The following is a 25007-nucleotide window of genomic DNA, read 5'->3' as shown; positions in this document are numbered from 1 at the left end:
TGTTCCCTGCGTCACGGCAGGTGCGGCGGAATTGAGCGGGGCAGGGCATCGGGGTAGAACTAAACGTATGGAAGCGGAGCACCCCCACGAGCGCGCCGGCGCAGATACTGCCGGCCACCAGGCACCCGAAGCCGATGTTCCCACACTGGGGGACGTCCTGCTGGCGGCCGAAGAACTATGGCCCGAATCGCTGGCAGAGAACTGGGATGCCCCGGGATTGGTGGCAGGCCGGGCCGATAGGGAGGTCCGCAAGGTCCTGTTTGCGGTGGATCCCACCCGGGAGGTCATTGACGAGGCCCTGGAATGGGGGGCCGACCTGCTGCTCACCCATCACCCACTGCTGCTGAAGCCGGTGAATTCCGTGGCCGCCTCCAGCTTCAAGGGTGAGGCTGTGCACCGGCTGATCGAGGGCGGCTGCGCCCTGCTGACCGTGCATACCAACGGTGACAGCGCGGTGGGCGGTGTGTCCGATGTGCTTGCAGACGCCTTTGGGCTCCGAAACGTTTCTCCGCTGGTCCCGGCTGCCGAGGGGCTGCCCGAAGAGGGGATAGGCCGCGTCGGTGAACTGCCCGAGGTGCTCAGCCTCGCTGACTTCGCCAAGCTGGTGTTCGGCCTCCTGCCTGCCGTTGCAGGCGGGGTCCGTGTGGCAGGGGACGCCGACGGCCTGGTCCGCCGGGTAGCCGTGTGCGGCGGCGCCGGGGACAGCCTGTTCGACGCCGTGCGCTCCGAGCGTGCCGACGTGTACGTCACAGCCGACCTCCGACACCACCCGGCGTCGGAACTGCGCGAGCGTGCCCTTGGCGGCAACGGCCGGCCTTACCTTATAGACGTCTCGCATTTCGGCAGTGAGTGGCTGTGGCTTACCCCCGCCGCCGCGGCGCTGGAGAACGTCCTGAATGACCAGGGCTTCACTGCTGAGGTGCGGGTCAGCGGCGTGAACACCGATCCGTGGGACTTTGTACTGACACCCGGGCTCAAGTGATGCCGCGCGGTGGCATAGGCTTAGGAGAGCCGGGCCAGGCAGGTCCGGATATACACGGAGGTTTTCGGTGGCAAAAGCATCGCCCGCGGAGCAGCTGAGGCTGCTGGATCTGCAGGCCCTGGACAGCAGGCTCAAGGCCCTGCGCAACCAGGTCCGCAACGTTAGCAACAATCCCGAGATCGCTTCCCTGGCCGATTCCGTTGCTGCCGCCGAAAAGGCACGCGTGTCCGCCGGCACCGAGGTGGCCGACATTGAACGCGAGCTCACGCGCGCCGAAGCCGACGTCGCATCCGTAGTGGCCCGGATGACCCGGGACCAGCAGCACCTGGACAGCGGTAAGGGCGGTTCCAAGGAACTGACGGCCCTGCAGGCCGAAATCGTCTCGCTTGAGCGGCGCCGCTCCGATCTTGAAGACGTGGAACTGGACGTGATGGAACGGCTCGAAGCCGCCCGCACACGGCAGGGAGAAGCTGGAACCGCGCTGGAGGAACTGCACGCCAAGCGCCGTGAGCTCGAGGAAAAGCGCGACGCCGAACTCGCCGTGATCGAGGCGGACAGCGCCGACGCACAAGCACGCCGCGAAGAACTGGCCGACACCTTCGAGCCGGCCCTGCTTGCCGTTTATGAAAAGACCCTGTCCAAGCACGGCATCGGCGCGGCCCGGCTGTTCCACGGCACCTCCGAGGGGTCGGGCATGCAGCTCAGCCCGGGCGACCTCGCGGACATCCGCAAGGCAGCCGCGGATGACATCGTGTTCTGCCCCGACTCCGGGTGCATCCTGGTCCGCTCGGACGAGTGGAGCAGCTGAGCAGTGACACTGTTTGACCCGGAGCCCGACTCCGGCGCGCAGTCCCCGGCTGCCCGCACCCCGGCCGGCGGCCAGCGCCGCACCCTGATTGTGGAAGCCGACGGCGGCTCCCGGGGCAACCCCGGGATTGCCGGTTACGGCGCGCTCGTACGGGACCCGGACACCGGCCGCATCCTCGCCGAGAAAGCCGAATACGTGGGCCGGGTGTCCAACAACGTGGCCGAGTATTCCGGCCTCATAGCGGCGTTGGAGCTGGCCCACGGGATTGATCCCGACTGCTGGATCCTGGCCAAGATGGACTCCAAGCTCGTTGTGGAGCAGATGAGCGGCCGCTGGAAGATCAAGCACGCCGACATGCAGAAGCTGGCGGCGAAAGCCCGCTCCATAGTGAACCCGCAACGGGTGAAGTACCAGTGGATTCCGCGTGAGTTGAACAAGGACGCGGACCGGCTCTCCAATGAGGCCATGGATGCCGGCACTGCCGGCGTGCCGTGGAAACCGCGGGCAGACTCGGTTATGGCGGCCGGGCAGGCACCGGCAGCCGCCCAGGACACGGCAGCCGCCCAGGACACGGCAGCCGCCCAGGAACCTGTAGCCGCCCAGGAACCTGCCCCGGCGCCGACCCCCACGGGACGGCTGCATCACGCAGAGGTTTGGGTCAACGACTTCCCGGCCGCCGAAAAGTCGCTGGGCTGGCTGCTGGAGCGGCTCGGCTACGTCCGCAAGGACACCTGGGACACCGGAGCCAGCTGGCAGGGAGCGGACGGCTACATAGTGCTGGAGTCTGGTCCCGACGTCGAGCGCGGCCCGTACTCCCGGCGCCGTCCGGGCCTGAACCACCTCGCGTTCGCCGCAGGCACCGAGGCCGACGTCGAGCTGCTGGCCCGCCGCGCTGCGAGCCACGGGTGGAGCATGCTTTTCGCTGACCGGCATCCGCACGCCGGCGGGCCGGACCACTATGCCGCGTACCTCGAAAACGATGAGGGCTTCGAAGTCGAACTGGTCGCTGCGCGGCAGTAGTTACTGCTCGGGCAGGATGATGTTGAGCTGATAGGGCTTCCGGCCTGCCGGAGCCATCAGCTCGGCCTCCCACTTCTCAGCGGCGGCCGCTAGCAGCTCCTGCGGCGTGGCTGGCTCGGCCCCCTGACGCACCAGCAGGTGCCGGGCCAGCTCGCCGCGGGTGTGCTTGGCGAAATGCGAGACCACTTTGCGTTTGCCGTCCCGGATCTGGAACACGTTCACCGCAGCGGTGCGCTGCGGGTCCGGCGCCCAGGCCGCGGCGTAGGTACTGGACCGGCAGTCCACCACCAGTGAAGTCCCGGCGTATTCGTCCAGGGGCCCGGTCAGATGCTGTTTCCAGAACGCGGCCAGGCGGCCCGTTTCCGGCAGCCGGACGGACATGGACAGCCGGTAGGCCGGAATGGGATCGGCGAAGCCCAGGGCGCCCCAGAGAGCCGACATCACCAGCACTGCGTCATCTGCCCGGCGCTGCGATGCTGCCGGCAGCGAGGCATAGCCCAGGGCGTCGTACAGAACACCGGTGTACACCCGGTGCGCGGGCGCGCACGGCTGCTCCGCCAGCACGGTATTGCGCTGCACTTCCGCGGCCAAGGTGGCACCGACTCCCAGCACTTCCAGCGCCGCATCGGACCGGCTGGTTTCGGCCAGTGCTTTCAGGACCAGTCCGCGCGGTTCGGACAGCAGCGGAAAGTGGAGGCGGGACAGGTCCAGGGCCGGACCGGCCGGCGCCGGGGTTTTGCCTTCGGAGGGCGGGAGCAGAATCAGCACCGGTTAATCCTACGCGAGCCGGGCGGCGGGTCCGGGGCGGGTCCGCGGGGACGGTAGAGTTGACCGTGGACGGGTTGGCCAGGCAATCGCGTCGGTGCGGCTGCCTTCGGGACGCCGCTGCCGCCGAGGAAAGTCCGGGCTCCGCAGGGCAGGGTGGTGGGTAACGCCCACTCGGGGAAACCCGCAGGCCAGTGCCACAGAAAACAAACCGCCCGCAGACCGGTTTTGCCGGTCCGCAGGTAAGGGTGAAAAGGCGGTGTAAGAGACCACCAGCGTCCCGGGTGACCGGGACGGCTAGGTAAACCCCACCCGGAGCAAGGCCATACAGGACACGTTTGAGGGCTGCCCGCCCGATGTGTCCGGGTAGGCCGCTTGAGGCCGCCGGCAACGGCGGCCCTAGATGGATGATTGCTCCGTCCGGCCCGGTAACGGACCGGACGCACAAAACCCGGCTTATCGGCCAACCCGTCCACCCCCGCCCGCATTTCCCCGGGCCGCCCGGGAAACCGCTTAAGCGCTCAACAATGGCGCACCTTTTGCCGGGGTTTCCTGCAATTGGATACGGTTTGGGCCGCAACGGGTTGGATTAATCGGACGCTGGGCTATTCTGTGGCAATGTCCCAAACCGAGGCAGCCCGGAAACCTTTGGTTATCCGCAACGCCAATTTCCGGAGGTTGTGGATTTCTTCGACTGCCGGAATTTTCGGCGGTGCCGTTACCAGCGTTGCCCTGCCCGTTATTGCGGTGACTGAACTGGATGCGTCGAATTTCACCGTAGCGGTCCTTGCGGGCATGACTTTCCTGCCCTGGCTGCTCTTCGGTTTGCCCATAGGAGTGCTGGTGGACCGGTACCGGCGCCGGCCCGTGATTGTGGCCTCCCTCGCTGTCAGGACACTGCTCCTGGCCAGCCTGCCCGTGGCCTGGTGGCTGGACCTGCTGACCGTGGTCCAGCTTTTCGCCGTTTCTTTCGGCGCCGGGCTTGCCGCAGTGTTTTTCACCCTCGCTGAGCAGGCACTGGTTCCCAGCGCCGTGGCCCGGGAAGAACTGGTCGAGGGCAACGGACTGATGACCGGCTCGGGTGCCTTCGGCGACGCCGGCGGGCGGGCCCTGGGTGGCTGGGTCACCGGCGCGTGGGGAGCTTCCAATGCCCTCCTGCTGCAGGTTGCGGCCTCCCTGGGCTCACTGGCTGCCATCCTGCGCCTGGACATCCGTGAACCCCGGCCCGACCGGACGAAGGACCGGCGGGTGCTCCGGGACATGGGGGAGGGCGTGCGTTATGTCTTCAGTACGCTGCCGCTGCGAATGCTCCTTGTGACGGGGGCGCTGTGGAACCTGGGTGGAAACATCGTGGTCTCGCTGCTGGTCCTCCTGGTGATCCGGTCCCTGGGGGAGACGCCGGGCATGCTGGGCCTGCTGACTGCGGCCACGGCGGTGGGCGGCACCCTGGGCGGACTCTCCGTCAAACGGATAGCCTCACGCGTCGGCTCGGGCCGGGTGTGGCGGTATTCCATGTTCCCGGCCGTGGCCGGTTACGCCAGCCTGCTGCTGATTTCACCCGGATGGGGAATGGCGGCCGGCTTCATCGGCCTGTTTGTGGCGGGGTTCGCCATTTCCCTGAACATCGTTGTGTCCACCACGTTCCGGCAGCGGGTATGCCCGCCGCAGATGCTCGGACGGCTCGGGTCCGCCCAGCGGATGATCACTTGGGGAATGCTGGCTTTGGCGGCGTTCGCCGCCGGCATCCTCGTGGAGCTGGTAGGCATCCGGGGTGCCATATTGACCGGCATCCTGGTGGCCGCCCTCGCGCCGCTCGCCGCGGCCCTGGGTCCGCTGCGCCGGGTCCGGGACCTCGAGGACCTGGAACCGGAAGGCGCGGCGGGGAAACCGGCCGGCCAGGAAGCGTCCCGGCTCCGCCCCTCCTGAGTGTGACGAACGTCTCCGGGAGCCGTCCGGCCGGTGCGATGTGTCCTAATACACTTAGAGGCATTACTGCCAACCGGCACAACGCAGTGCCGGCTGAGAAAAGGATGTGAAGATCTGTGAGTTCCAACTCCGATACGTGCCTTGACACTTGGATGGACCGGGAAGCCCTCGCCGAGGCCATGATCCCGCTGATCGGACGGCTCTACCGGGAAAACAGCGTAGTGACCTCGGTGTACGGACGTCCGCTGGTGAACAAATCGGTGATCGAGATCCTGAAGGCGCACCGGTTTGCGCGCCAGATCGACGAAGCGGAGCTGCCCGTCTCGGAAACCTATCCGCTGCTCAAAGCCCTGACCGAGCTGGAACTCGGAGCCGCCTCCGTGGACCTCGCGCGGATGGGCAACAAGTACAAGGAGAAGGGCGGGGACCTGCATGGGTTCCTGCGGGCCGAACTGGCCGACGTCGCCGGCAAGCGGGGTGCCGATGAACGCACCAGCACCGACGTCGTCCTCTACGGCTTTGGCCGCATCGGGCGCCTGCTCGCCCGCATCCTGGTGGAAAAGGCCGGCGGCGGGCAGGGCCTTCGCCTGCGTGCCATCGTGGTGCGGAAAGGCTCCGACAACGACCTCATCAAGCGTGCCAGCCTGCTGCGCCGCGATTCCGTGCACGGGGCCTTCAACGGCACCATCACCGTGGATGAGGACAACAACACCATCCTGGCCAACGGCACCCTGATCCAAGTGATCTACTCCAACGATCCCGCGGCCGTGGATTACACCTCATACGGCATCAATGACGCCGTGGTGGTGGACAACACCGGACGCTGGCGGGACGAAGAAGGGCTCTCGCAGCACCTGGCTGCCAAGGGCGTGTCCCGCGTCCTGCTGACCGCGCCGGGCAAGGGAAACCTGAAGAACATTGTGCACGGCATCAACCACGGCTCCATTACGGACGAAGACCGGATTATCACTGCCGCCTCCTGCACCACCAATGCGATTACCCCGGTGCTGAAGGTCCTCAATGACAAGTACGGAATTGTAAACGGGCACGTGGAAACGGTGCACTCGTTCACCAATGACCAGAACCTGATCGACAACTTCCACAACGGGGACCGGCGCGGCCGCTCCGCTGCGCTGAACATGGTCATCACCGAAACCGGGGCCGCCAAGGCCGTGGCCAAGGCGCTGCCCGAACTGGCCGGCAAGCTCAGCGGCAACGCCATCCGGGTGCCCACCCCCGATGTGTCCATGGCCATCCTGAACCTGAACCTCGAAACGGCCACGGACAAGGAAGAGGTCAACGCCTACCTGCGGGAGACGTCGCTGAACTCGCCGCTGCACAAGCAGATCGACTACATCGATTCCCCCGAGGTGGTCTCCAGCGACTTCGTCGGTTCCAAGCGGGCCGGGATCGTGGACGGCCTGGCCACCATTTCCAACGGCACAAACCTGGTGCTGTACGTCTGGTATGACAACGAGTTCGGCTACAGCTGCCAGGTGGTCCGGGTGCTGGAGGAGATGGCGCACGTGAATCCGCCGGCATTCCCCTTGGCACAGTCCCTGGCCTCGATCGCCGGCTAGGACCGACCGCTGACGCAGGAGGGCCCGCAGGATATCATGCGGGCCCTCCTGCGTTGCTGTCCGCCCTAGTGGCCGAACGGGTCCGGATCCACGCCCGGCATCCAGCTGTGGCCGGGGACGGTCCAGCCCTGGGCCTTGATGACCTTCCGGGCCTTGCGGCTCCAGCGGTCGTTGAGCCGGTCCACGTAGAGCTTGCCGTCCAGATGGTCATACTCGTGCTGGATCACACGGGCAAACCAGTCCGTCGCCTCGAACTCGACCGGGGTACCGTTTTCGTCGAAACCGGATACCTTGACCCATTCCGCCCGGTTCACCGGGAAGTTCTCGCCGGGAACGGAGAGGCAGCCCTCGGAGGTTTCGTCCGGGTCCGGCGCGGCGCCGGGAACCTTGGAAGTGATCAGCACCGGATTGATGAGCACGCCGCGGTCGGGAGCGTCGTCGTCGTTCTCATAGGCGAACGTGAACAGGCGCAGGCCCACGCCCACCTGCGGGGCGGCCAGGCCGACACCGTTGGCGACATCCATGGTCTCGTACATGTCCGCGACGAGGGTGCGCAGTTCGTCGTTGAACTCCTCCACCGGCAACGCCCGGCGGTGCAGTACGGGTTCGCCGTGGATAACGATGGGACGTACGGTCATTGCTGTCTTTCTTTCGTCTGGATGGGGGAGGGCGGCCGGGGCCGCGGCGGTGCTAGCGGACGATGCCGCGTCCGATGACTTCCCGCATGATTTCGCTGGTGCCGCCGAAGATGGTCAGCAGGCGGGCAGCCAGGAACGCCTGGGCCACCGGGTATTCGAGGATGTAGCCGTAGCCGCCGTGCAGCTGCAGGCACCGGTCCGTAATGGACTTGGCCCGCTCACTGGCCCAGAGCTTGGCCTTGGCGGCAGAAACGGCATCCAGCTTGCCTTCGTTGAAGGCGGTGACGGCGGAATCCACGTACGCTTCAGTGGCTTCGACTTCGGTTTCGATATCGGCGAGGGCAAACCGGCTGTTCTGGAAGTCGGCGATCCGCTCCCCGAAGGCGTTGCGCTCCTTGGTGTACTCCACCGTGGCTTCGAAAATCCGGCGCGCAACTGCGGAGGAGGCAACGGCAATGGCCAGCCTGCCCTGCGGCAGCTGCCCTTCGGCGTATTCCAGGCCGCGGCCGACCTCGCCCACGAGGTTCACCGCCGGGACGAACACATCATCGAAGAACAGCTCGGCGGTGTCCGAGGCCTTCAGGCCCATTTTGTCCAGCTGCCGGCCGGTGCTGTACCCCTCGGTTTTCTCCACCATGAACATGCTGAAGGAGTCCCGCTGCCCGCGGCCCGTCCCGCCGTCAGTGCGGGCCAGGACCAGGGAAGCGTCTCCGCTGATGCCGTTGCCGATGAACGTCTTCTGGCCGCTGATGCGCCAGCCGCCGTCGTCGGTGCGTACAGCCTTGGTGCGGATGCCGCGCAGGTCGCTGCCAGCGCCGGGCTCGGTCCAGGCGACGGAGGTGACCTTGTCCCCGGAGACCATGCCCGGCAGCCAGCGTTCCTTCAGTTCATCTGAGCCGTAGGCGAGCAGGTGGGGGAGGACCATGTCGTCATGCAGGTGGAAGGCCAGGCCGACGGCGAGATGGTTGGCACGGGCGAATTCCTCGTCCATTACCGCCCGGAAGCGGTAATCCGGCATGCCCGCCCCGCCGAACTCCTCGGGGACAGCCAGGCCAAGCAGGCCCTGCTCACCGGCAGCCTTCCACAGCCGGCGCGGCATCATGTGCGCGGCGTCCCAGTCCGCATACCCGGGGGCGACTTCGCGGGCGTCGAATTCCCGGACGACTTCCCGGAACAGCTCATGGTCCTCTTCGAACAGTCTGCGCTCCAAGGCGGCGCCTCCTCATTGATAAGCCACGCGTAGGCGTAGGGGTTGTTGCCGGGCTGTGCCCGCAGCGGCAGTGATCGCCCCTGAGGCTAACAGTCAAACACACACAGGAAAGGCCGCCCCGGAATCATCCGAGGCGGCCTTTCGAAGCTGTAACCGCCAGCCTCATTGGGGTGAGTAACGGGGGTTGAACCCGCGACCTCCTGGACCACAACCAGGCGCTCTGCCAACTGAGCTATACCCACCATGTGCCTCAAACGTTCATCCGCGAAGTCCAGGCGAGTGGTCTTGCGGACTCATTTATCTGAGGCAGCGGAATCAAGCTTACACGGTTTTTTGAGTGCTTCTGACACAACCGCCACCGGAGGCAGGTTTTGTGACGGAGCTAACTTCCGATTCCCGCGGCGATCTTCTTGGCCGTGGCGGAATCCGGCCCCGGAGCGGGCACGAAAACTGCCTCCCGGTAGTAGCGCAGCTCATTGATGGAATCGCGGATATCGCCCAGTGCCCGGTGTCCGCCGTTCTTGGCGGGGGCCTGGAAATACGCGCGCGGGTACCAGCGCCGCGCCAGTTCCTTGATGGTGGAGACGTCGATGATCCGGTAATGGAGGTAATTGATGACCTCGGGCATGTCGCGGGCGAGGAACATCTTGTCCGTGCCTACGGAATTGCCGGCCAGCTGGGCCTTTTTGGGTTCCGGAACCCACTTGGTGATGTATTCGATAACCGCGGCCTCGGCCTCAGCCATCGAAATGCCGTTCGGGAGCTCGTCCAGAAGCTTGGAAGTGGTGTGCATCTGGCGCACGAAGTCGCCCATCTGGGACAAAGCGGCGTCGTCCGGCTTGATCACCACGTCTACGCCGTCGCCGAGGATGTTCAGCTCGGAGTCCGTGACCAGGACGGCCACCTCAATGAGGGCATCGGATTCAATGTCCAGACCGGTCATTTCGCAGTCGATCCAGACCATACGTTCATTAGTTATTGGCACGAATCCAATGTACCGCGTCCGCCGCCCGGCAGGCGGGAAACCGGAGGCGCGGGCGGGCGGCTACAGGCTGGAGTGGCTCCGCTGGCGGCGGTCCGGCAGTTCTGCGTCCGCCGTCACGAGGGGGGCGGGCGTTCGCGCAAGGTAAGGCTGCAGCGGGATCTGGCCCGTTTCCGGGGGGCCGAAGGTGCGCGTCCACCGGCTGGGTTCAGCCGGCATCTCATGAACAACCGGCATGGCGGCTGCACGCCGCCCGTGCGGGGCCGGACGGTCCATCCGCGCCGGCTGCGGGGCGGGGCGCAGTGCGGGGGAGGGCTGTAGTGCAGAGGGCTGCTGTGCAGGGGAGGGCCGCAGTGCCGGGCGGGTTGGCGCGGCTGCGGTGGGGCGGGAAGCGGGTGTGGCAGCGCGCGTGGCGGGGATGGGAACGGGTGCCTGGACTGAAACTGCGGGCGGCGCAGGGACGGAATCCGCTGCGGGAGCCGGTGCGGGAGCCAGGGCAGGGACCGAAGAACCGGCAACAGCGGCCGGGGAAGCCGGCGCGGGGGAGAAGCACCATGCGACGCCGAAGGCGAAGAGGAGCAGCGACGACGTCACCGCAACCGCGGACGGGGGTACCTCCACCCACACCATGGCGGCTGCTCCTATCAGGGTGAGGAACAACCCCCAGCCCAGCAGTTCCGGGCTGCGGCGCTGCTGCGTGTGGTTTCGGCCTGCCCGGCTGTGTTCTTTGCCCGCTTTGCCCGGGTGGCCCGGGTGCCCGGCCGGGGCATCCCGGGTTGCGGCACGTGCGGGAACGGTCCCCAACGGATGCGCGGGTTTAGTTACAGCTTTCCTTACAGGTTCTGCCCGGTGGCGCCCCACAGCCTTTACCGCCTTGCCTTTTACTTGCATCAAAAATCACATCTGGAGCTTCAGTCTAAGCGACGCTGTGTCCGGGCCCGGGATTGACTTCGCCGCGTCGCGCGCGCCGGGTTTGCCCGGGCCGCGATGCTAATATCAGCCTATTGACGGTGCCCGGGCTCTATGCTGCCCTGCTTTAGGGTGAGGCGCCGCCCTGTCCGCCGCCAGGCCCGCAGGAATCGTGTTCACCCCAGAGATTGGAACCACGTAGATGACCGCGCAGGTCCCCGCGACCGAGCCTTCGTCTCCGGGCCCGGAGATAGCTAAAGCCGACCGTCCCAACATAGCGATCATTCAGGGGTTCATCGGCTCCCTCATGATGCTCGCCGGATCCTTCGGGGTGGGCTGGCTTTCACTGGCATCCGCCAGCCTGCGCAGCAACCCGGTGATCATTTGGATGCGTTTCGACGAGCCCTTCGGCGCCGTCGTCGCCGTGCTGCTCCTGTCCACGGGCGGCATGCTGCTGGTGCGCTCCTGGCTCCGGCTGGGCCAGCGGATGAAAGGCTGGGGCCCGGAGTCCCGGCCGGTCATCCTGAAGGCGGTCATTGCCTGGGCGGCGCCCCTGTGCTTCACGCTGCCGCTGTTCAGCCGCGACGTGTTCGCCTATATCGCCCAGGGCCTGGTGATGGTCAGCGGTTTGAACCCGTACAAGGACGGCTACTCGCAGATCTCCAACTACCTGCAGATCGGCGCCGACGATCTGTGGGCACAGAGCCCCACCCCGTACGGTCCGGTGTTCCTCTGGCTGGAGCAGCTGGTGGTTCTGGTAACGAACGGCCAGACCGAGTTCTCCATCCTGCTGTTCCGGCTGATCGCCGTCATCGGTGTGGCAATGTGCGTGTATTTCGTGCCGAAGCTGGCTGAACTGCACGGGATCAATCCCAACCGCGCGCTGTGGCTCACGGCAGCGAACCCGCTGTTCCTGACCAACTTCATCGCCAGCATCCACAATGACGCCCTGATGATCGGGTTGGCGCTGGCCGGGCTCTACCTTGCCGCCACCAAGCGTCCCGTAGCCGGCATCCTGCTGGTCACACTGTCGATCGGCATCAAGCCGATCACCATCATCTTCCTTCCGTTCATAGGCCTGCTGTGGGCCGGCAAGAACGCATCCTGGCGGCGCAGGTTCACCTACTGGTTCATCACGGCCGCCATGTCACTGGGGCTGCTGTGGATCATGGGCCTGATCAACGGTTTCGGGTTCGGCTGGGTGGGTGCCCTGAGCACCCCGGGCAGTGTATGGATCTGGTACGCGCCGGTCGGTTTCGCCGGCATGCTGGTTGCCACCCTCGGCAACGCGCTGGGACTGCCCGGCTGGACCATGGCCGATGTTGTCCACACCATCGGACGGCTGGCATCCGTGGGAATTGTGCTGTGGCAGATGTTCGTGGGTGAGTACAGCCGGCTGATCCGCCGGCTGACCCTGGCCTTCGCCGCCATCGTAATGCTCGCGCCCATGATCCAGTCCTGGTACGTGGTCTGGCTCATCCCGCTCTTCGCCGTGACCGGTATCCGCGATGACTGGCAGGCCAAGACCCTGTACCTGTTCGTGTCCTTCTTTATGGTCTACGCGATCAGCGACCAGCTCGATATCTGGCCCTACTTCGAGTTCAGCCTCAGCGCGGCCCGGCAGATTGCCGCCGTGACGGCACTGGGCTTCGCGCTGTACCTGATCTTCCTGGACCCCAAGACCAAGGTCCTGTTCCGCAAGAAGCTTACGGCGCCTGCTCCGGGAGAACTGCGGCACTGACCCGGTTCCCGCCGGCGCGGGTCAGCGTGCTGACCCGCGCCAGCGCCCAGCCGAACAGCACCAGCAGCAGGACGTTGCGGGCGGTCAGCAGCAGCGCCACGGCGATGTTCAGGTCGTTGTACAGGGCTGCGTAGAACATCGGATAAACCAGCGTGGTCAGGGCGGCGATGGCCAGCATCAGGATCCCGGGCACTTTCCAGTCCCGGCCCTCCCATGCCAGCCCCACCGCCGTGACGGCACCGAGCCACAGCATGAACTGCGGTGATCCAACCTTGTTGAAGACAATAAATGCGGCCACCAGGGCCAGCGAGCCGGAGATCAGCAGGGAGCGCGGATCGGCGCCGCGGCGAAGCGCCCAAATCAGCAGTCCGACGACGGCGAGGGCGGCCAGTGCGAGCAGCGGCGTCATCAGCGCGGCCACCGGCTCGCCGAGGGCACCGCGGACCTCGCGGGTATTGATGATCTTGTCCTCGTAAATATGGGCATCCGATGAACCCAGGATCGCCTGCCACAGCCCCGGCGTCGTGAAGGGAGCCTCCATCTGCATCCCGCGGGCCCCCTGTTCGCCGAAGAAACTCAGCAGGTGCCGCAGGCCGCCGCCTAGGGCGACGGTGACGGCAACGGCAGCGGACACGGCGGCACCGGTGGCGAGCAGCGTGAGCCGCTTCTTCCAGGCGACCAGCACCGCGAGGATAACGGCAGCCGGCCAAACCTTGATCCAGGTGGCCACGGACAGCAGCGCCGAGGCAAGCACCGGTCGGGTTGCCAGGAAGAGCAGGCCCATGATCACCAGGGGAGCGGTCAGCCCATCCACGCGCCCCACCGCCACGGGCCCCAGCAGGGCAGTGGCCGCGAGCCACCAGTACGCGGCAGCGGTGCCGCCGGCTCCGGCCCGGCGGGCCAGGACGGCGACCGCGCCGGCGTTCAGCGCCGTGAACAGCAGGAACCAGACGAACTGGTACGCGCCGAACCCGAACAGCGCCGCAAGCACCATGGGGGCCAGCGCGAGGACGGGATACACCCACGCAGTGTCAAAGACCAGCCAATGGCCATGGCTCAGGCCGTCAAACGCCCACTGCCGGTAGAAGTTCACATCGCTCAGCGCCCCGCCGTCGAGAATCAAGGGAGCCAGGGCGGCGAGGAAGCCCAGATGGACCACGGCAAACGCCGTCCAGAGGGCCGACGGGCTCAGTATCCGCCGCTGAAAGGTTGCCGGAATCCGGGACATGCGAGGGTGGTGCTCCTTAGCTCAAACCGTTGCCGTGCCGCACGCGGGCACAGCGATAAGGCTACCGGCGTCCGGTGCCCGGCATGCAATCCGGCGCCGGACACGGGATACTGGAACCATGACCGACCTAACTGAAGAAGTGATCGTGGCGGATTTTGACGTTTCGGAGTGGGAACCCACCCCCTATCAGGTGGAGGGAACCAACAGCGAACTGTCCACCGTCCGGGCCGTGAAGATCTTCGAGGGGGACATCACCGGCACCAGCGTCGCGGACCTCATCATGGCCGGCAACACGGTAGGGGCGGGTTATGTCGGGTCCGAGGTGTTTGCCGGCACCGTCGCCGGCCGGACGGGAACCATGGTCATCCAGCACTGGGGCCTCGCCGAAGGTACGGCCACGGCCAGTTCCGGCCATATCATCCCCGGCTCCGGCACCGACGGGCTTGCCGGTATCTCCGGGAAGGCAATTTACACCCAGGAGGAGGACGGCCAGCACCGGCTCGAACTGCGGGTAACCTTCCCGGAAATCCAAGCGTAGTACGGGCCGGGCACTTACCGCCCCGGCACCGGAAGGACCGTCAGCGCGGCGTACAGTGCTGCGGCCGCGGCAGCGGCGATCACCAGCGCGAAGCCGGCCAGCCACACGGCAGCGGGTATGCCGGTGCGCCGGGCGAGGATAAAGGCGTCCGAGCTTTCCAGGTTTCGCCGGCGGGTATGGACCCGGACCACGTTCAGCCAGTCCCGCACGGCACCCACCAGCAGGGCAACACCGGTGCACACGGCCGCATAGCCAGCCGTCACCGGCGAGGAGAACCACACCAGCAGTACGGAGACCAAGGCGCTGCCAAAAGCGATGGCGAAGCCCTGGACATTGCGGATAAACAGCAGCGCCGCCAGCAGCACCAGCGCACTGGCGGACAGCGCTGTCCCCGCCCAGCCGTACAGCGCCGCCAGAATGAGCCCGGCGCCCACCACCGCGGGCACGGGGTAACCCCAAAACCCCGCCCAGGCAGCAGGGAACCCGCCGCGGCCCAGCGAACGCATGTCGCCGGAATGGTCAAAACGCAGCCGGATGCCCTTCACCACCTGCCCGGTCATCAGGGCCGCGAAGGCGTGTCCGAGTTCGTGGACAAAGGTCACGAACAGACCAAACCAGCGCCAGGTGCTCCGCGGGATGCTGAGCAGGGCGGCTGCGGCAACAACAAGCAGCAGCACCGCCGGCGCCGGGTCGAGGGCCGGCCCGCGGCTGAAACCCTCCAGTACCCTGGACCACCACTCGGAGGCAATCCCCGGAAGGGAGCCGGGCACGGCGTCAGCCACGTGCGCCGCCGGCCCGTGCGGCCGGGTCAGGGTTCCAGCACGCCGCGCAGGATTGAATCCCCGGAGTGCGTGGGGTTGCCGTCGAACGGTTCATCGGAGATATCAACAATGGGGTACTCATTGAGGTCAAGGTTAGCCGGAATGGTGAACCTGCCCTCCGTCCCCTCCATGGTGCCCAGGCTGACCATCCGTTCAATATCGGGGGCTATCAGCCACACTTCACGGAAACCCTGCGCGTCCGCACCGCTGGCCGTCACCACCAGTTCCCGTCCGCCGTCGGCCCGCTGGTCCACCTCTGCGCGGCCACTGTCCTGATAGGCCGGCAGCGGTGCCAGGTCAACGGCAGCAATTACCTCGGTGCGGTCGGCCAGGATCCGGGAAATACCCCAGGTGCCGGCGGCGGCGAGGACTACGGCTGCCGCTGCGGCGGCCAGGATCTGCGGCAGGCGGCGCCGGTTGCGGCGGCTACGGGCTGCGTCCAGGGAAACGGGGGAAGCCTGCGGTTCCGCCGCGGGTGCGGACTGTTCCCGGGCAGGGCCGGATCCCGCCGCGCCTGAGGCAGGGGGCGTATCGAAGGGGTCCCGGCGTACGGCGTCGCCGAGGCCCAGCGAGGAATGGATGCCCTCCCAGACCGAGGCCTGCGGATGCGGCAGGGCGCCGGCAGCAGGGGCACGTCCTGCCGTCACAACGCGGCCCAGTGCTTCCACTTCGGCCGTGCACTGGGTGCACTGTTGGAGATGCGCGGTTTCTTCGGCCGTGCCCTCGCCCAAGGCGTTCAGGGCCAGCGCTTCAGATGACAGATGCTGCATCGCTGACCTCCAATCGCTGGCGTAGTTGGACAAGGCTTCTTCGGATATGGCTCTTGACGGTACCCAAGGGTAGTTTCAGTTTTTCCGATATCTGCTGGTGTGTCAGGTCCTCGTGGAAAGCGAGCCGGAGGATGGATCCCTGTGGTTCCCCGAGCCGGGCCAGCTCGGCATCGAGAACCACCCGGTCAGCAACGCCGTCGGGGTCCGGCCCGGCCGGTTCGGTCCGCTGCCCGTGGGGCAGGACCGGTTCGTCCACCAGGGTTTCGGAGCTTCGCTGCTTGGCCGTGGCCATTCCGGCCGCGACGTTTCGTCCTATGCCGACAAGCCAGGCCGCGAGCGTCGAGCGTTCCGGCGAATAACTTTCCCGGTATTTCCAGGCCCGGATGAATACTTCCTGTACCGCGTCGTCGGCAGCGCCCTGGTCAAAAAGCTTCCGCAGCGCCAGCGCACGGATCAGGGGCGAAAAGCGGCGGTAGGCATCCGCCAGCGCCGTTTCGTCGCCCGCAGCGAAGGCGTGGTCCATCGCGGCGTCGGGCTCCGTGGCGCCGGTGGGCATCAGTGCCGTTCTCCTGCCGTACTCGTGCGGGACCGGACCAGGTACGGGCCGGCTCTCTTGGGTTGCCACTATGGTACGGGCACCGCAGTGAGTACAACGTTATCTTCATAGTCTCCGACCGAGTCGAGCCACTTGCCGCCGCAGGTCACCAGCTCGAGCCGGGGTGCGCCGCCGCGGTCGAACAGATCGAACTGGTCCAGGGAAGCCTTGGGGATGTTCTTCACCTCTTGGGTGGTGTATCTCAGGACGGAGCCGTCGCTGCGGGTCACGGTAAGCGGCGTGCCTGCGGGCACCTCGTCCAGGCCGGCAATGGGAAGCTGTTCGGTACGCGAGTCCACATGGGCTGCCAGGACGGCGGCGCCGCGCGAAGACCCGGGTGCCGGTCCGAAGCGGTACCAGCCGGCCTGGTAATGGTTGCCCGGCAGGGTCATGGCCCCGTTGGGTTCCTGGCCCACGGGAATGACTTCCAGTTCGATGCCGGTACCGTCCACGCTGATGCCGACGGGATCCGGAATCTCCTCAGCCGGGGTGGGGGTGGCCTGGCGAATCGGTACCGGCTCTGCCGCGGCGGAAGGGGCTGGCGACGACGCCCCCGGCGCGGCGGTTACTGATGCGTCCGGTCCGGCCGACGGCGGCTGGCTGCCTCCGCAGGCAGCAGTGCCGGCAACAGCTGCCGAGAGGAATACTGCCGCGGCGAGCCGGCGAAGGGGAGCTGAGGGCATGGATGGTTCCTCCGGGAAGGGTGAACCCGGTGCTGCAGCGCGGAAAGGGGCGGGAGAGCGCTGCAGCACCGGGGGGTTGGGGTGGTCCGTACTACTTGCTGCCGGCTGCGGTGCGGCGGCGAAGCAGGACGGCGCCCAGGGCGAGAAGGGCGGCACCGCCGGCAGCGGCGGCAGCGACCGTGCCCTGCTGGTCCTGGCCTGCCTGCTCCAGTGCACCCGGGACTGCGTGCGGAGCCGAGGCCATACCGTCGATGGTCTGGGTAGCCAGGGCCAGGTTTCCGGCCTCCAGCGATCCCCAGGCGTAGACGATGGTGTTGGTGCCCTCACCCAGCGCGAGGTCTGCCGGACCGATAACCGGATCGGTAGTTCCGGCGGCGGCAACGGAGGCGGAGATGGTTCCGGGGTCGACGGTGAGGACCTTTTCATTGGGATTGGTCAGGCCCTGGATCACAGGGGAACCGTTGGCCAGGACATCCACTGCGGGGGCGGCAGCCACATGGCGGACCGTGAGCCGGGACTTGCCGGCTTCCACCATGGACGTGTCGTTGGTGAAGAGGTTGGCCGTGGGTTTGCCCGAGGCGTCCAGATTTGCCGTGGCAGTGTAGTTTCCGCCGGCCGCGAGGTCTGCGGAGATCGGGCCGATGATGGGCGCGGAGGCATCCGGCGCATCCGCGGCGGTGATGGCAAGCTGGTAGTTGCCGCCAGGCAGGTCCAGCGGCCCGGCCATCTGGCCTGGCATGAAGTTATCCAGGGTGAGCGTTCCGTTGACGTACACGTCAACGGTAGTGTCCGGCACAGCGTGCAGGACGGAGAGCTTAGCCGTGTCGGTATCGGCGGCGGAGGCCGGTACGGCCGAGAACGCTGTTGCGGCGCCTACGCCGAGGGCCGCGATAGCGGTTGCGGTCTTACGCATGGTCTGTGCTCCTTTTAGTTGCCGCACCCACCGGTACGGGTTTTTGACTTACACCCCTACTACTTCCGGGGCAGGCGGAATGGATGCACGGAATTGGAATTCTTTTTTTGGCGTGGCTTCCGCACGGGGCGGGGCTGCGGCGGGAAGGCCCAGGGGCAGGGCGGGGCAGGGTCCGTAGTATCATCGTGTGGTTGCCCCCGTAGCTCAATGGATAGAGCAACGGCCTTCTAATCCGTAGGTTGCGCGTTCGAGTCGCGCCGGGGGCACTTTTTTGTGTCCGCTCCCTTACGGCATGCCCGGCACGCGCTGCGCGTGCCGGGCATGGCAGCGTAGGCTCAGGCCGGTCAGGACAGGCACGCTCAAAGGAGCTGCAGTGCCAGCCGGTTACCTCCTCACCGTTTTGCTGCTCGGGCTCAGCACATATGGCGCACTGTGGCCGCCGGGAAAGGGGAGGTCCCGGCTCTCGACCGGCGCGTACATCGTCGGAATGACCTTCAGCGAAGCTCCGGTTTTCCCGCTGCTGCTGGGTGCAGCCGCGACGGCGCTGGCGGTGGTGGAGGGGGACACGTCCACACCTGCCGGCGCGGCCGGCACTGCCGGCATGGTCCTGGTCGCGGCGGGGCTCCTGCTGACGGGATGGCGTGCGGTCCGCAGCAGCACCGCTCCCGTGCAGGCCTTGAACGAAGGCCTTTCGGCCGGCGGGCACCGTTACTCCACGGGGCCTGGGCATGCTCCCTTCGGGCGGCGGGATGTCTTGGCCGGGATCTTCCTGCCCTTCCGGCGCCGCCTGCACGGTGTCAGGCACATCCGCAACCTGCAGTACGGACCTGCGGGGAAGGACAACACCCTTGACCTTTACCTGCCCCGGGGCAGGCCGCAGGCAGGGCCGGTCTTTGTACACTTTCACGGCGGGCGGTTCGTCTCCGGGGCAAAGGACCGGGAAGCCCTGTATCTGCTGTATTTGCTGGCCTCCCGAGGTTGGAGCTGTATCAGCGCCAACTACCGGCTCGCACCCGGGGCGCAGTTCCCGGACTATGCGGTGGATGCCAAACGTGTCATTGCATGGGTGCGCACCCAGGGCGCCCAACACGGTGTGGGCACCGGACCGCCGGTTGTGGCGGGGAGTTCCGCCGGTGGCTTCGTGGCGGCATTTGCAGCTCTGACCGCCAACCGTCCGGAGCTGCAGCCCGGTTTCGAGGAAACCGACACGTCCGTAGCGGCGGCAGTATGCCTGTACGGCTATTACGGCCGGGTGGCAGGGGAGGACCCCGGCAGCACACCGGCAGCGTACGCCCGGCCGGACGCACCCCCGTTTTTTATCCTCCACGGATGCAAGGACAACGTAGTGCCCATTGGCCACGCCAGGGGCTTCGCGGACATGCTGCGGGGAGTGTCCCGCCGTCCCGTGGTCTGGTGCCCGCTTCCCGGGGCCCAGCACTCCTTTGATTACTTCGCTTCGGTTCGTTCCCGCGCGGCGGCAGCGGCTATCAGCGACTTTGCCTGCTGGGTCCTGGCACAGAATGAACCGCCGGTTTGACGCAGGGACAGCCTTTCCTCCACAGGATCCCCGGGAGGTCCTGCATCGGTCCGGCGTCCACACGTGCCCGTCTGGAGGCGGACCGGGACGGTGCAGCGGAGAAGACTGGCCGGACCCAACGACCCGAAGGCAGGACACTATGAGTGACACCATTACGCTCCGCGGCTATGTAGCCACCGAACTGCGCCAGAACACCACCGACAACGGACTGGCCGTAGCCAGCTTCCGGATGTGCACCACGGAGCGGCGTTATGACCGGGACGCGGGCAGCTGGCTGGACGGCCAGACCAACTGGTACGCCGTAAGCCTCTTCCGCCAGCTCGCCACCAACGCGGCGTTCAGCATCCACAAGGGAGACCGCGTGGTGGTCACGGGGCGGCTCCGGCTCCGACAGTGGGCAACGGAGGACGGGCGCAGCGGTACCAGCGCCGACATTGATGCAGACACCGTGGGCCACGACCTGATGTGGGGAACAGCCAGCTTCCGGCGCACGGTCTCCGGAACAAGCGACCGCGCCGACGCAGGGTCCCGCCCTGACGGCTATCCGGTTGGAAGCCCCGATGCGGCAGCCAATCCGTTCGGGCAGGACACGGACCTCACCGATTCGTTTGGCCGGTTGGCGGATCCGCTGACCGGTGAACTTCCCGATGCAGACCAGGATGCGGATTCCCTCCAGCCCGGCGGAAGGGACGAATCACCGGGCCGAGGAGATGCTGACGCAGACGCGGACCAGCCGGAACGGGACCGTGCCGCCGCTCCGTTCTAGCGCGTTGACGTTCAGCGGGTTCGGTGGCCACTTCCTGTGCTGCATGACACAATCGCCCGGTGACACATGACCCGAGCCGAACGCCCTCCCTGGTGCCCACGGCACCCGGAACCTTCCGCCGGGTACCGGCCGTGCTCCTGTTAACCATGGCGCTCGCCGTCGGGGCAGTAGGCTGCGGGGCCGCTGCGGGGGAGTCCGGCCAGCCGGTACCGTCCGGGGCCGGCACCCAAAATGCCGGCGCCCAAACTGAGGATCCAGCGGCCCGGCAGGCCGGGGACAGCCCGGAAGCACTGGCGCTGAAGGCCCGGTTGGAAGAGTTGGCCGGGGCGGAACCGTCACCTGACCGGAGCGGCATCATGCAGGCTTTCGTGGCCGCCGGTTTTGCCGAGCCGAGCGTGGAGGTGTCCGCGGACCGAACGCCCACCGGCCTGGACGTCGATGCCATCCAGGGGGCAGCGGTCCAGGGCGGTGAATGTATCTTCGGCGAAGTCCGGGACGGCAAGGTCACGGTCAGCGTCCTGCCGGTCCTCGCCGGCGGACGCTGTTTCGTGGGGAACTGACCGATACGGATGCGTCGGGGCCGCCCGGTTGTCGTGCCGGATCCGGATAAATGGAATATATCGGCGCTGACACATTAGCCTTGTAGATATGGCGGAATTTATCTACACGATGACCAAGGCCCGCAAGGCCGTTGGCGACAAAGTAATCCTCGACGACGTAAGCATGTCCTTCTACCCCGGTGCCAAGATCGGCGTGGTGGGTCCCAACGGTGCGGGTAAGTCCACCATCCTGAAAATCATGGCCGGATTGGACACCCCCTCCAACGGTGAAGCCCGGCTCAGCGCCGGCTACACGGTGGGCATCCTGCTGCAGGAGCCGCCGCTGAACGAAGAAAAGACCGTCCTGGGCAACGTCCAGGAAGGCGTAGGCGAGATCTACGGCAAGATCCAGCGCTTCAACGAGATCTCTGAAGAGATGTCACAGCCCGACGCGGACTTCGACTCCCTGCTGGAGGAAATGGGCAAGCTGCAGGAAGCCATCGACGCCGCCGATGCGTGGGACATCGATTCCCAGCTCGAACAGGCCATGGACGCGCTGCGCTGCCCGCCGCCGGACGCCGACGTCACCCTCCTCTCCGGAGGTGAGCGCCGACGCGTGGCGCTGTGCAAGCTGCTGCTGCAGAAGCCGGACCTGCTGCTCCTCGATGAGCCCACCAACCACTTGGACGCCGAGAGCGTGCTGTGGCTCGAACAGCACCTCTCCTCCTACCACGGCGCCGTACTGGCCGTGACCCACGACCGGTACTTCCTGGACCACGTGGCCGAGTGGATCGCCGAAGTCGACCGCGGCCACCTGTACCCGTACGAAGGCAACTACTCCACGTACCTCGAAAAGAAGCGCGCGCGCCTGGAAGTCCAGGGCAAAAAGGACCAGAAGCTCGCCAAGCGCCTCACGGACGAACTGGACTGGGTGCGGTCCAATGCCAAGGGCCGCCAGACCAAGTCGAAGGCCCGCCTGGCACGCTATGAAGAGATGGCAGCCGAAGCGGACCGCACCCGGAAGCTGGACTTCGAAGAAATCCAGATCCCGCCGGGCCCGCGCCTGGGTTCACTGGTGCTGGAGGCCAAGGGCCTGCAGAAGGGCTTCGGCGACCGGCAGCTGATCGACGGGTTGTCCTTCTCCCTGCCCCGCAACGGCATTGTGGGCGTTATCGGCCCGAACGGCGTGGGTAAGTCCACCCTGTTCAAGACCATCGTTGGGCTCGAAGAGCTCGACGGCGGCGAGCTGAAGATCGGTGACTCGGTAAAGATTTCCTACGTGGACCAGTCCCGCGGCGGCATCGACCCGGAGAAGAGCCTCTGGGAGGTCGTCTCCGAAGGGCACGACTGGATCCAGGTGGGGCAGGTGGAGATGCCGTCCCGTGCCTATGTGTCCGCCTTCGGTTTCAAGGGTCCGGACCAGCAGAAGAAGGCCGGGGTGCTTTCCGGCGGTGAGCGTAACCGGCTGAACCTGGCCATGACGCTGAAGCAGGGCGGAAACCTGCTCCTGCTCGATGAGCCCACCAACGACCTGGACGTGGAAACCCTCTCCAGCCTCGAAAACGCCCTGCTGGAATTCCCCGGCTGCGCCGTGGTGGTCTCGCACGACCGCTGGTTCCTGGACCGGGTGGCCACCCACATCCTGGCCTTCGAGGGCACCGAGGAGGATCCCGCGAACTGGTACTGGTTTGAGGGCAACTTCGAGTCCTACGAGCAGAACAAGATTGAACGCCTCGGCCCCGACGCGGCCAAGCCGCACCGGGTGACGCACCGCCGCCTGACCCGCGACTAGGTATGCCGGCAGGACAATAAAAGAGCTCCGCTTCCCGGACGGGAAGCGGAGCTCTTTTATGCGGCGGTGTTACAGCTGCGGCACCCGGACCATTCCTTCCTGCGCCACGGTGGCTACGAGCTCGCCGCTGCGGTTGAAGATCCGCCCGGTGGAAAGGCCGCGGGCGGCGGACGCGCTGGGGGACTCCTGCACGTACAGGAGCCAGTCATCCACGCGCAGCGGACGGTGCCACCACATGGCATGGTCGAGGCTCGCGATGCTCATGCCGGGCGTGGTCCAAGACAGGCCGTGGCCGCGCAGCACCGGTTCAAGAAGGGTGTAGTCGCTGGCATAGGCCAGGGCCGCGCGGTGCAGGTTCTCGCCGTCGGGCATCGGCTTGAAGGTCTTCATCCACACCGCGTTGTGCGGGGTCTTCTCCCGGCCGGCCCGAACATACACCGGGTCCATGACGTGGCGGATGTCCATGGGCCGGCGGTGCGACCATGCATCGGCCACCGGGTGGTCGAAGCCCTTCAGCAGTTCGGCGGTGGTGGGGAGGTCCTCCGGTTCCGGAATGCCCGCCGGCATTTCCTCCTGGTGGTCAATGCCCGAGTCGGGAATCTGGAAGGAGGCGATCATGGACAGGATCGGCTTGCCGTTCTGGTAGGCGTGGCTGCGCCGGGCGGAGAAGGACCTGCCGTCGCGCAGCCGCTCCACGCCGAAGGTGATGGGAACTTCGGTGTCTCCCGGCCGGAGGAAGTAGCCGTGCATGGAATGCATCACGCGGTCCTCGGGAACGGTCCGGGCCGCGGCGATGAGCGACTGGCCCAGGACCTGGCCTCCGAACACCCGCTTGCGCGGTTCGTTCTGGGAACCTCCGACGAAGATGTCCTCGTACGTCTTCGCACCGCCGGCGGAGCTCAGGTTCAGCAGTTCCAACAGGGAAGCGGTGGGATCGAAGGGTTCATCAATGGACATGCGGGACTGTCTCCTAGCAGAAAGGGGCGGCACCGCCCCAGGCGGGGCCGCAGAATACTCTTACGTTAAAAATACCGGGCGGTAACCCGGTTTCCCGCCGCGGGGCGGCTGCCGCGGCGTTTTAGGGCAAAGCTCACTGTCTGGGAGGATGGAAGGCATGCATCGTTTCCCCGTCCACCTGCGTTTCGGCGACCAGGACCCCAACGGCCACATCAACAACGTCCGGTTCGTCCAGTTCCTGGAGGAAGCACGGGTCCGGCTGGGGATGCTGCCGCTGGCTGCGCACGCCGGCGGTCCGGGATCCTTCAGGGATCTGACCGGTGACCGGACAGCCGCCCTGGTGGCCCGGCAGGAGATCGAGTACCGGGCCCCGCTCCTGCACAGGACCGAGCCGGTCTGGGTGGACATCTGGGTCACCCGCGTTGGCTCCTCGAGCCTGTCCTACGGTTTCTGCGTGGCAGACGAGGACCGCGGCACGGTTTATGCCTACGCGGAAGCGGCCATGGTGCAGGTGGACGCGGCTTCCGGCCGGCCCACCCCGCTGACGGACGGCCAGCGGCTGGTGCTGCAGCACTGGCTGGGTGAACCGGTGCCGTTCCGGGCAGCCGCGGCAGCTGCCGCCGGAAAGGTCAACTGACGTGGACAGCGAACTGCAGTTGGCCGATCCCCAGGTCAGCGCCGACTTCCGGAACTTTGTGGTGCGTGCCCGGGCTGCCGACGACGGCGCGATCCGGCTGCAGGCGGTAGGCGGGGTGCTGGCCGCCTACGTCTGCGTCCTGCGGCCGCGCATCCTGGGGGAGGATACCCCCACGGTCCTGGGGCTGCGGACCATGCCGCTGGCCGCTCCCGCCGAGCTTGACGTTACGGTGCAGCTGGCCGCGGTGGGGGACAGGCTGGCCCGCATGGCCGGTACCGCGACGGAGCTGCAGATACCGCCGGTGACGGTAAGGGAGACGTGGGCCGGCATTACGGCGCCGCGCTCAGGCTGGCAGCCGGCAGGAGCAGTTCCGCTCCAGCTGCTGGAGCAGACCGCCCACCGCGGTATCCGGGAAGTGGCGGCGCTGCTGCCGGCAAGTCCGGGCGCCGCCGTCGTGCACAGCGCACGCACCCGGGTCTGGTCCCAGCCCATGGGCGGAACACAGGTCCCGGTTCCGGCGGGGGCGGCGTTCGCCGCGCTCTCGCTCGGCTTCCTGCCTGCCGGACCGGAGGGGCAGGACGGCGACGCCGCGCTTTTCCGCAACGGCCGCTGGCTGCGGCTCAGCACGCCCCGGGGGCACGTGCTGACCCGGATGCCGGCCGTCCTGTAG

The 25007-nt window shown here is 66.7% G+C and carries 25 protein-coding genes, 2 tRNA genes and 1 other RNA gene; 15 read left to right on the top strand and 13 right to left on the bottom strand.

The genetic code is table 11. From position 1 onward, the window contains the following. Window positions 1-67 precede the first annotated feature (67 nt). From QNN98_RS10505 to QNN98_RS10495, 3 genes are all read left to right on the top strand, one after another. Window positions 68-982 (top strand): Nif3-like dinuclear metal center hexameric protein, encoded by a 915-nt coding sequence (locus QNN98_RS10505; RefSeq protein WP_227911670.1) that lies wholly within the window; start codon window positions 68-70, stop codon window positions 980-982. Window positions 983-1049: 67 nt separating this feature from the next. After that, window positions 1050-1790, top strand: a complete 741-nt coding sequence (locus QNN98_RS10500) for a zinc ribbon domain-containing protein (RefSeq protein WP_227911669.1) — start codon at window positions 1050-1052, stop codon at window positions 1788-1790. Between the two features lie 3 nt (window positions 1791-1793). After that, entirely contained in the window at window positions 1794-2810 is a 1017-nt protein-coding gene (locus QNN98_RS10495) for a reverse transcriptase-like protein (protein ID WP_349643220.1), read from the top strand. Here the strand turns inward: QNN98_RS10495 and QNN98_RS10490 are convergent, their stop codons facing one another. After that, window positions 2811-3578: a YaaA family protein gene (locus tag QNN98_RS10490; RefSeq protein ID WP_283997000.1), complete on the bottom strand. Its 768-nt coding sequence runs from the start codon at window positions 3576-3578 to the stop codon at window positions 2811-2813. Window positions 3579-3648: 70 nt separating this feature from the next. Here QNN98_RS10490 and rnpB point away from each other — a divergent pair. From rnpB to QNN98_RS10475, 3 genes are all read left to right on the top strand, one after another. Further along, window positions 3649-4050: RNase P RNA component class A (gene rnpB / locus QNN98_RS10485), an RNA gene on the top strand. A 143-nt stretch (window positions 4051-4193) separates the two neighbouring features. Then, a complete protein-coding gene (locus QNN98_RS10480; protein WP_283996999.1) occupies window positions 4194-5501 on the top strand; it encodes an MFS transporter in 1308 nt (435 codons plus the stop codon). A 116-nt stretch (window positions 5502-5617) separates the two neighbouring features. Next, window positions 5618-7081 carry a glyceraldehyde-3-phosphate dehydrogenase gene (locus QNN98_RS10475; RefSeq protein WP_283996998.1) on the top strand — a complete coding sequence of 488 codons (1464 nt, stop codon included), beginning with the start codon at window positions 5618-5620 and terminating at the stop codon, window positions 7079-7081. A gap of 65 nt (window positions 7082-7146) precedes the next feature. On the opposite strand, the gene def is transcribed toward QNN98_RS10475, so the two are convergent. The 5 genes from def to QNN98_RS10450 form a co-directional block, all read right to left on the bottom strand. Beyond that, window positions 7147-7719 carry a peptide deformylase gene (gene def / locus QNN98_RS10470; protein WP_227911665.1) on the bottom strand — a complete coding sequence of 191 codons (573 nt, stop codon included), beginning with the start codon at window positions 7717-7719 and terminating at the stop codon, window positions 7147-7149. Between the two features lie 52 nt (window positions 7720-7771). Beyond that, window positions 7772-8929, bottom strand: coding sequence for an acyl-CoA dehydrogenase family protein (locus QNN98_RS10465; protein WP_283996997.1), 1158 nt, complete (start codon window positions 8927-8929; stop codon window positions 7772-7774). 166 nt (window positions 8930-9095) lie between these two features. Then, window positions 9096-9171 (bottom strand) — tRNA-His (locus QNN98_RS10460). Window positions 9172-9311: 140 nt separating this feature from the next. Further along, window positions 9312-9914: an oligoribonuclease gene (gene orn / locus QNN98_RS10455; RefSeq protein ID WP_227911663.1), complete on the bottom strand. Its 603-nt coding sequence runs from the start codon at window positions 9912-9914 to the stop codon at window positions 9312-9314. Between the two features lie 60 nt (window positions 9915-9974). Further along, window positions 9975-10715 carry a hypothetical protein gene (locus QNN98_RS10450; protein WP_283996996.1) on the bottom strand — a complete coding sequence of 247 codons (741 nt, stop codon included), beginning with the start codon at window positions 10713-10715 and terminating at the stop codon, window positions 9975-9977. Between the two features lie 307 nt (window positions 10716-11022). On the opposite strand from QNN98_RS10450, the gene mptB reads away from it, so the two are divergent. Continuing rightward, window positions 11023-12561, top strand: a complete 1539-nt coding sequence (mptB, locus tag QNN98_RS10445; protein WP_283996995.1) for a polyprenol phosphomannose-dependent alpha 1,6 mannosyltransferase MptB — start codon at window positions 11023-11025, stop codon at window positions 12559-12561. On the opposite strand, the gene QNN98_RS10440 is transcribed toward mptB, so the two are convergent. Then, the gene (locus QNN98_RS10440) at window positions 12527-13789 is read right to left on the bottom strand and encodes a glycosyltransferase 87 family protein (RefSeq protein ID WP_283996994.1); all 1263 of its coding nucleotides are present in this window, start codon (window positions 13787-13789) and stop codon (window positions 12527-12529) included. The genes mptB and QNN98_RS10440 overlap by 35 nt on opposite strands. 118 nt (window positions 13790-13907) lie before the next feature. Here QNN98_RS10440 and QNN98_RS10435 point away from each other — a divergent pair, with 118 nt between their 5' ends. After that, a complete protein-coding gene (locus QNN98_RS10435; protein WP_227911659.1) occupies window positions 13908-14327 on the top strand; it encodes a DUF3224 domain-containing protein in 420 nt (139 codons plus the stop codon). 14 nt (window positions 14328-14341) lie between these two features. Here QNN98_RS10435 and QNN98_RS10430 read toward each other — a convergent pair whose 3' ends face one another. The 5 genes from QNN98_RS10430 to QNN98_RS10410 form a co-directional block, all read right to left on the bottom strand. Next, entirely contained in the window at window positions 14342-15109 is a 768-nt protein-coding gene (locus QNN98_RS10430; RefSeq protein ID WP_227911658.1) for a M50 family metallopeptidase, read from the bottom strand. A gap of 26 nt (window positions 15110-15135) precedes the next feature. After that, window positions 15136-15918: an anti-sigma factor gene (locus QNN98_RS10425; protein ID WP_229958844.1), complete on the bottom strand. Its 783-nt coding sequence runs from the start codon at window positions 15916-15918 to the stop codon at window positions 15136-15138. Further along, window positions 15899-16474, bottom strand: a complete 576-nt coding sequence (locus QNN98_RS10420) for an RNA polymerase sigma factor (RefSeq protein ID WP_227911656.1) — start codon at window positions 16472-16474, stop codon at window positions 15899-15901. Before QNN98_RS10420 ends, QNN98_RS10425 begins: the two co-directional genes overlap by 20 nt. A 68-nt stretch (window positions 16475-16542) precedes the next feature. Beyond that, window positions 16543-17196, bottom strand: a complete 654-nt coding sequence (locus QNN98_RS10415) for a class F sortase (protein ID WP_283996993.1) — start codon at window positions 17194-17196, stop codon at window positions 16543-16545. Window positions 17197-17287: 91 nt separating this feature from the next. After that, complete coding sequence (locus QNN98_RS10410; RefSeq protein WP_227926116.1) at window positions 17288-18109, bottom strand: DUF4397 domain-containing protein; 822 nt, start codon at window positions 18107-18109, stop codon at window positions 17288-17290. 193 nt (window positions 18110-18302) lie between these two features. Between QNN98_RS10410 and QNN98_RS10405 the strand changes: the two genes are divergently transcribed. The 5 genes from QNN98_RS10405 to ettA all read left to right on the top strand — a co-directional run bounded on the left by QNN98_RS10405 (window position 18303) and on the right by ettA (window position 22743). Next, window positions 18303-18375, top strand: a tRNA-Arg gene (locus QNN98_RS10405). Between the two features lie 221 nt (window positions 18376-18596). Further along, window positions 18597-19646, top strand: a complete 1050-nt coding sequence (locus tag QNN98_RS10400) for an alpha/beta hydrolase (RefSeq protein WP_283996992.1) — start codon at window positions 18597-18599, stop codon at window positions 19644-19646. A 139-nt stretch (window positions 19647-19785) separates the two neighbouring features. Next, the gene (locus QNN98_RS10395; RefSeq protein ID WP_227911652.1) at window positions 19786-20412 is read left to right on the top strand and encodes a single-stranded DNA-binding protein; all 627 of its coding nucleotides are present in this window, start codon (window positions 19786-19788) and stop codon (window positions 20410-20412) included. Window positions 20413-20471: 59 nt separating this feature from the next. Then, window positions 20472-20972: a DUF6993 domain-containing protein gene (locus QNN98_RS10390; protein ID WP_227926118.1), complete on the top strand. Its 501-nt coding sequence runs from the start codon at window positions 20472-20474 to the stop codon at window positions 20970-20972. A gap of 88 nt (window positions 20973-21060) precedes the next feature. Then, on the top strand, window positions 21061-22743 hold the full coding sequence (ettA, locus tag QNN98_RS10385; protein ID WP_227926119.1) for an energy-dependent translational throttle protein EttA: 1683 nt from the start codon (window positions 21061-21063) through the stop codon (window positions 22741-22743). 69 nt (window positions 22744-22812) lie between these two features. On the opposite strand, the gene QNN98_RS10380 is transcribed toward ettA, so the two are convergent. Next, window positions 22813-23700 (bottom strand): acyl-CoA thioesterase, encoded by an 888-nt coding sequence (locus QNN98_RS10380; RefSeq protein WP_227911649.1) that lies wholly within the window; start codon window positions 23698-23700, stop codon window positions 22813-22815. Window positions 23701-23857: 157 nt separating this feature from the next. Here QNN98_RS10380 and QNN98_RS10375 point away from each other — a divergent pair, with 157 nt between their 5' ends. Together QNN98_RS10375 and QNN98_RS10370 are read left to right on the top strand one after the other, a co-directional pair. Continuing rightward, the gene (locus QNN98_RS10375) at window positions 23858-24337 is read left to right on the top strand and encodes an acyl-CoA thioesterase (RefSeq protein ID WP_227911648.1); all 480 of its coding nucleotides are present in this window, start codon (window positions 23858-23860) and stop codon (window positions 24335-24337) included. Window position 24338: 1 nt separating this feature from the next. Next, window positions 24339-25007, top strand: a complete 669-nt coding sequence (locus QNN98_RS10370) for a DUF8185 domain-containing protein (protein WP_227926120.1) — start codon at window positions 24339-24341, stop codon at window positions 25005-25007.

It is taken from the genome of Arthrobacter sp. zg-Y1143, from assembly GCF_030125565.1.
Taxonomy (GTDB): Bacteria; Actinomycetota; Actinomycetes; order Actinomycetales; family Micrococcaceae; genus Arthrobacter_B.
Note: the sequence above shows the minus strand (reverse complement) of the source record. Positions and strands in the feature narration are given on the sequence as shown.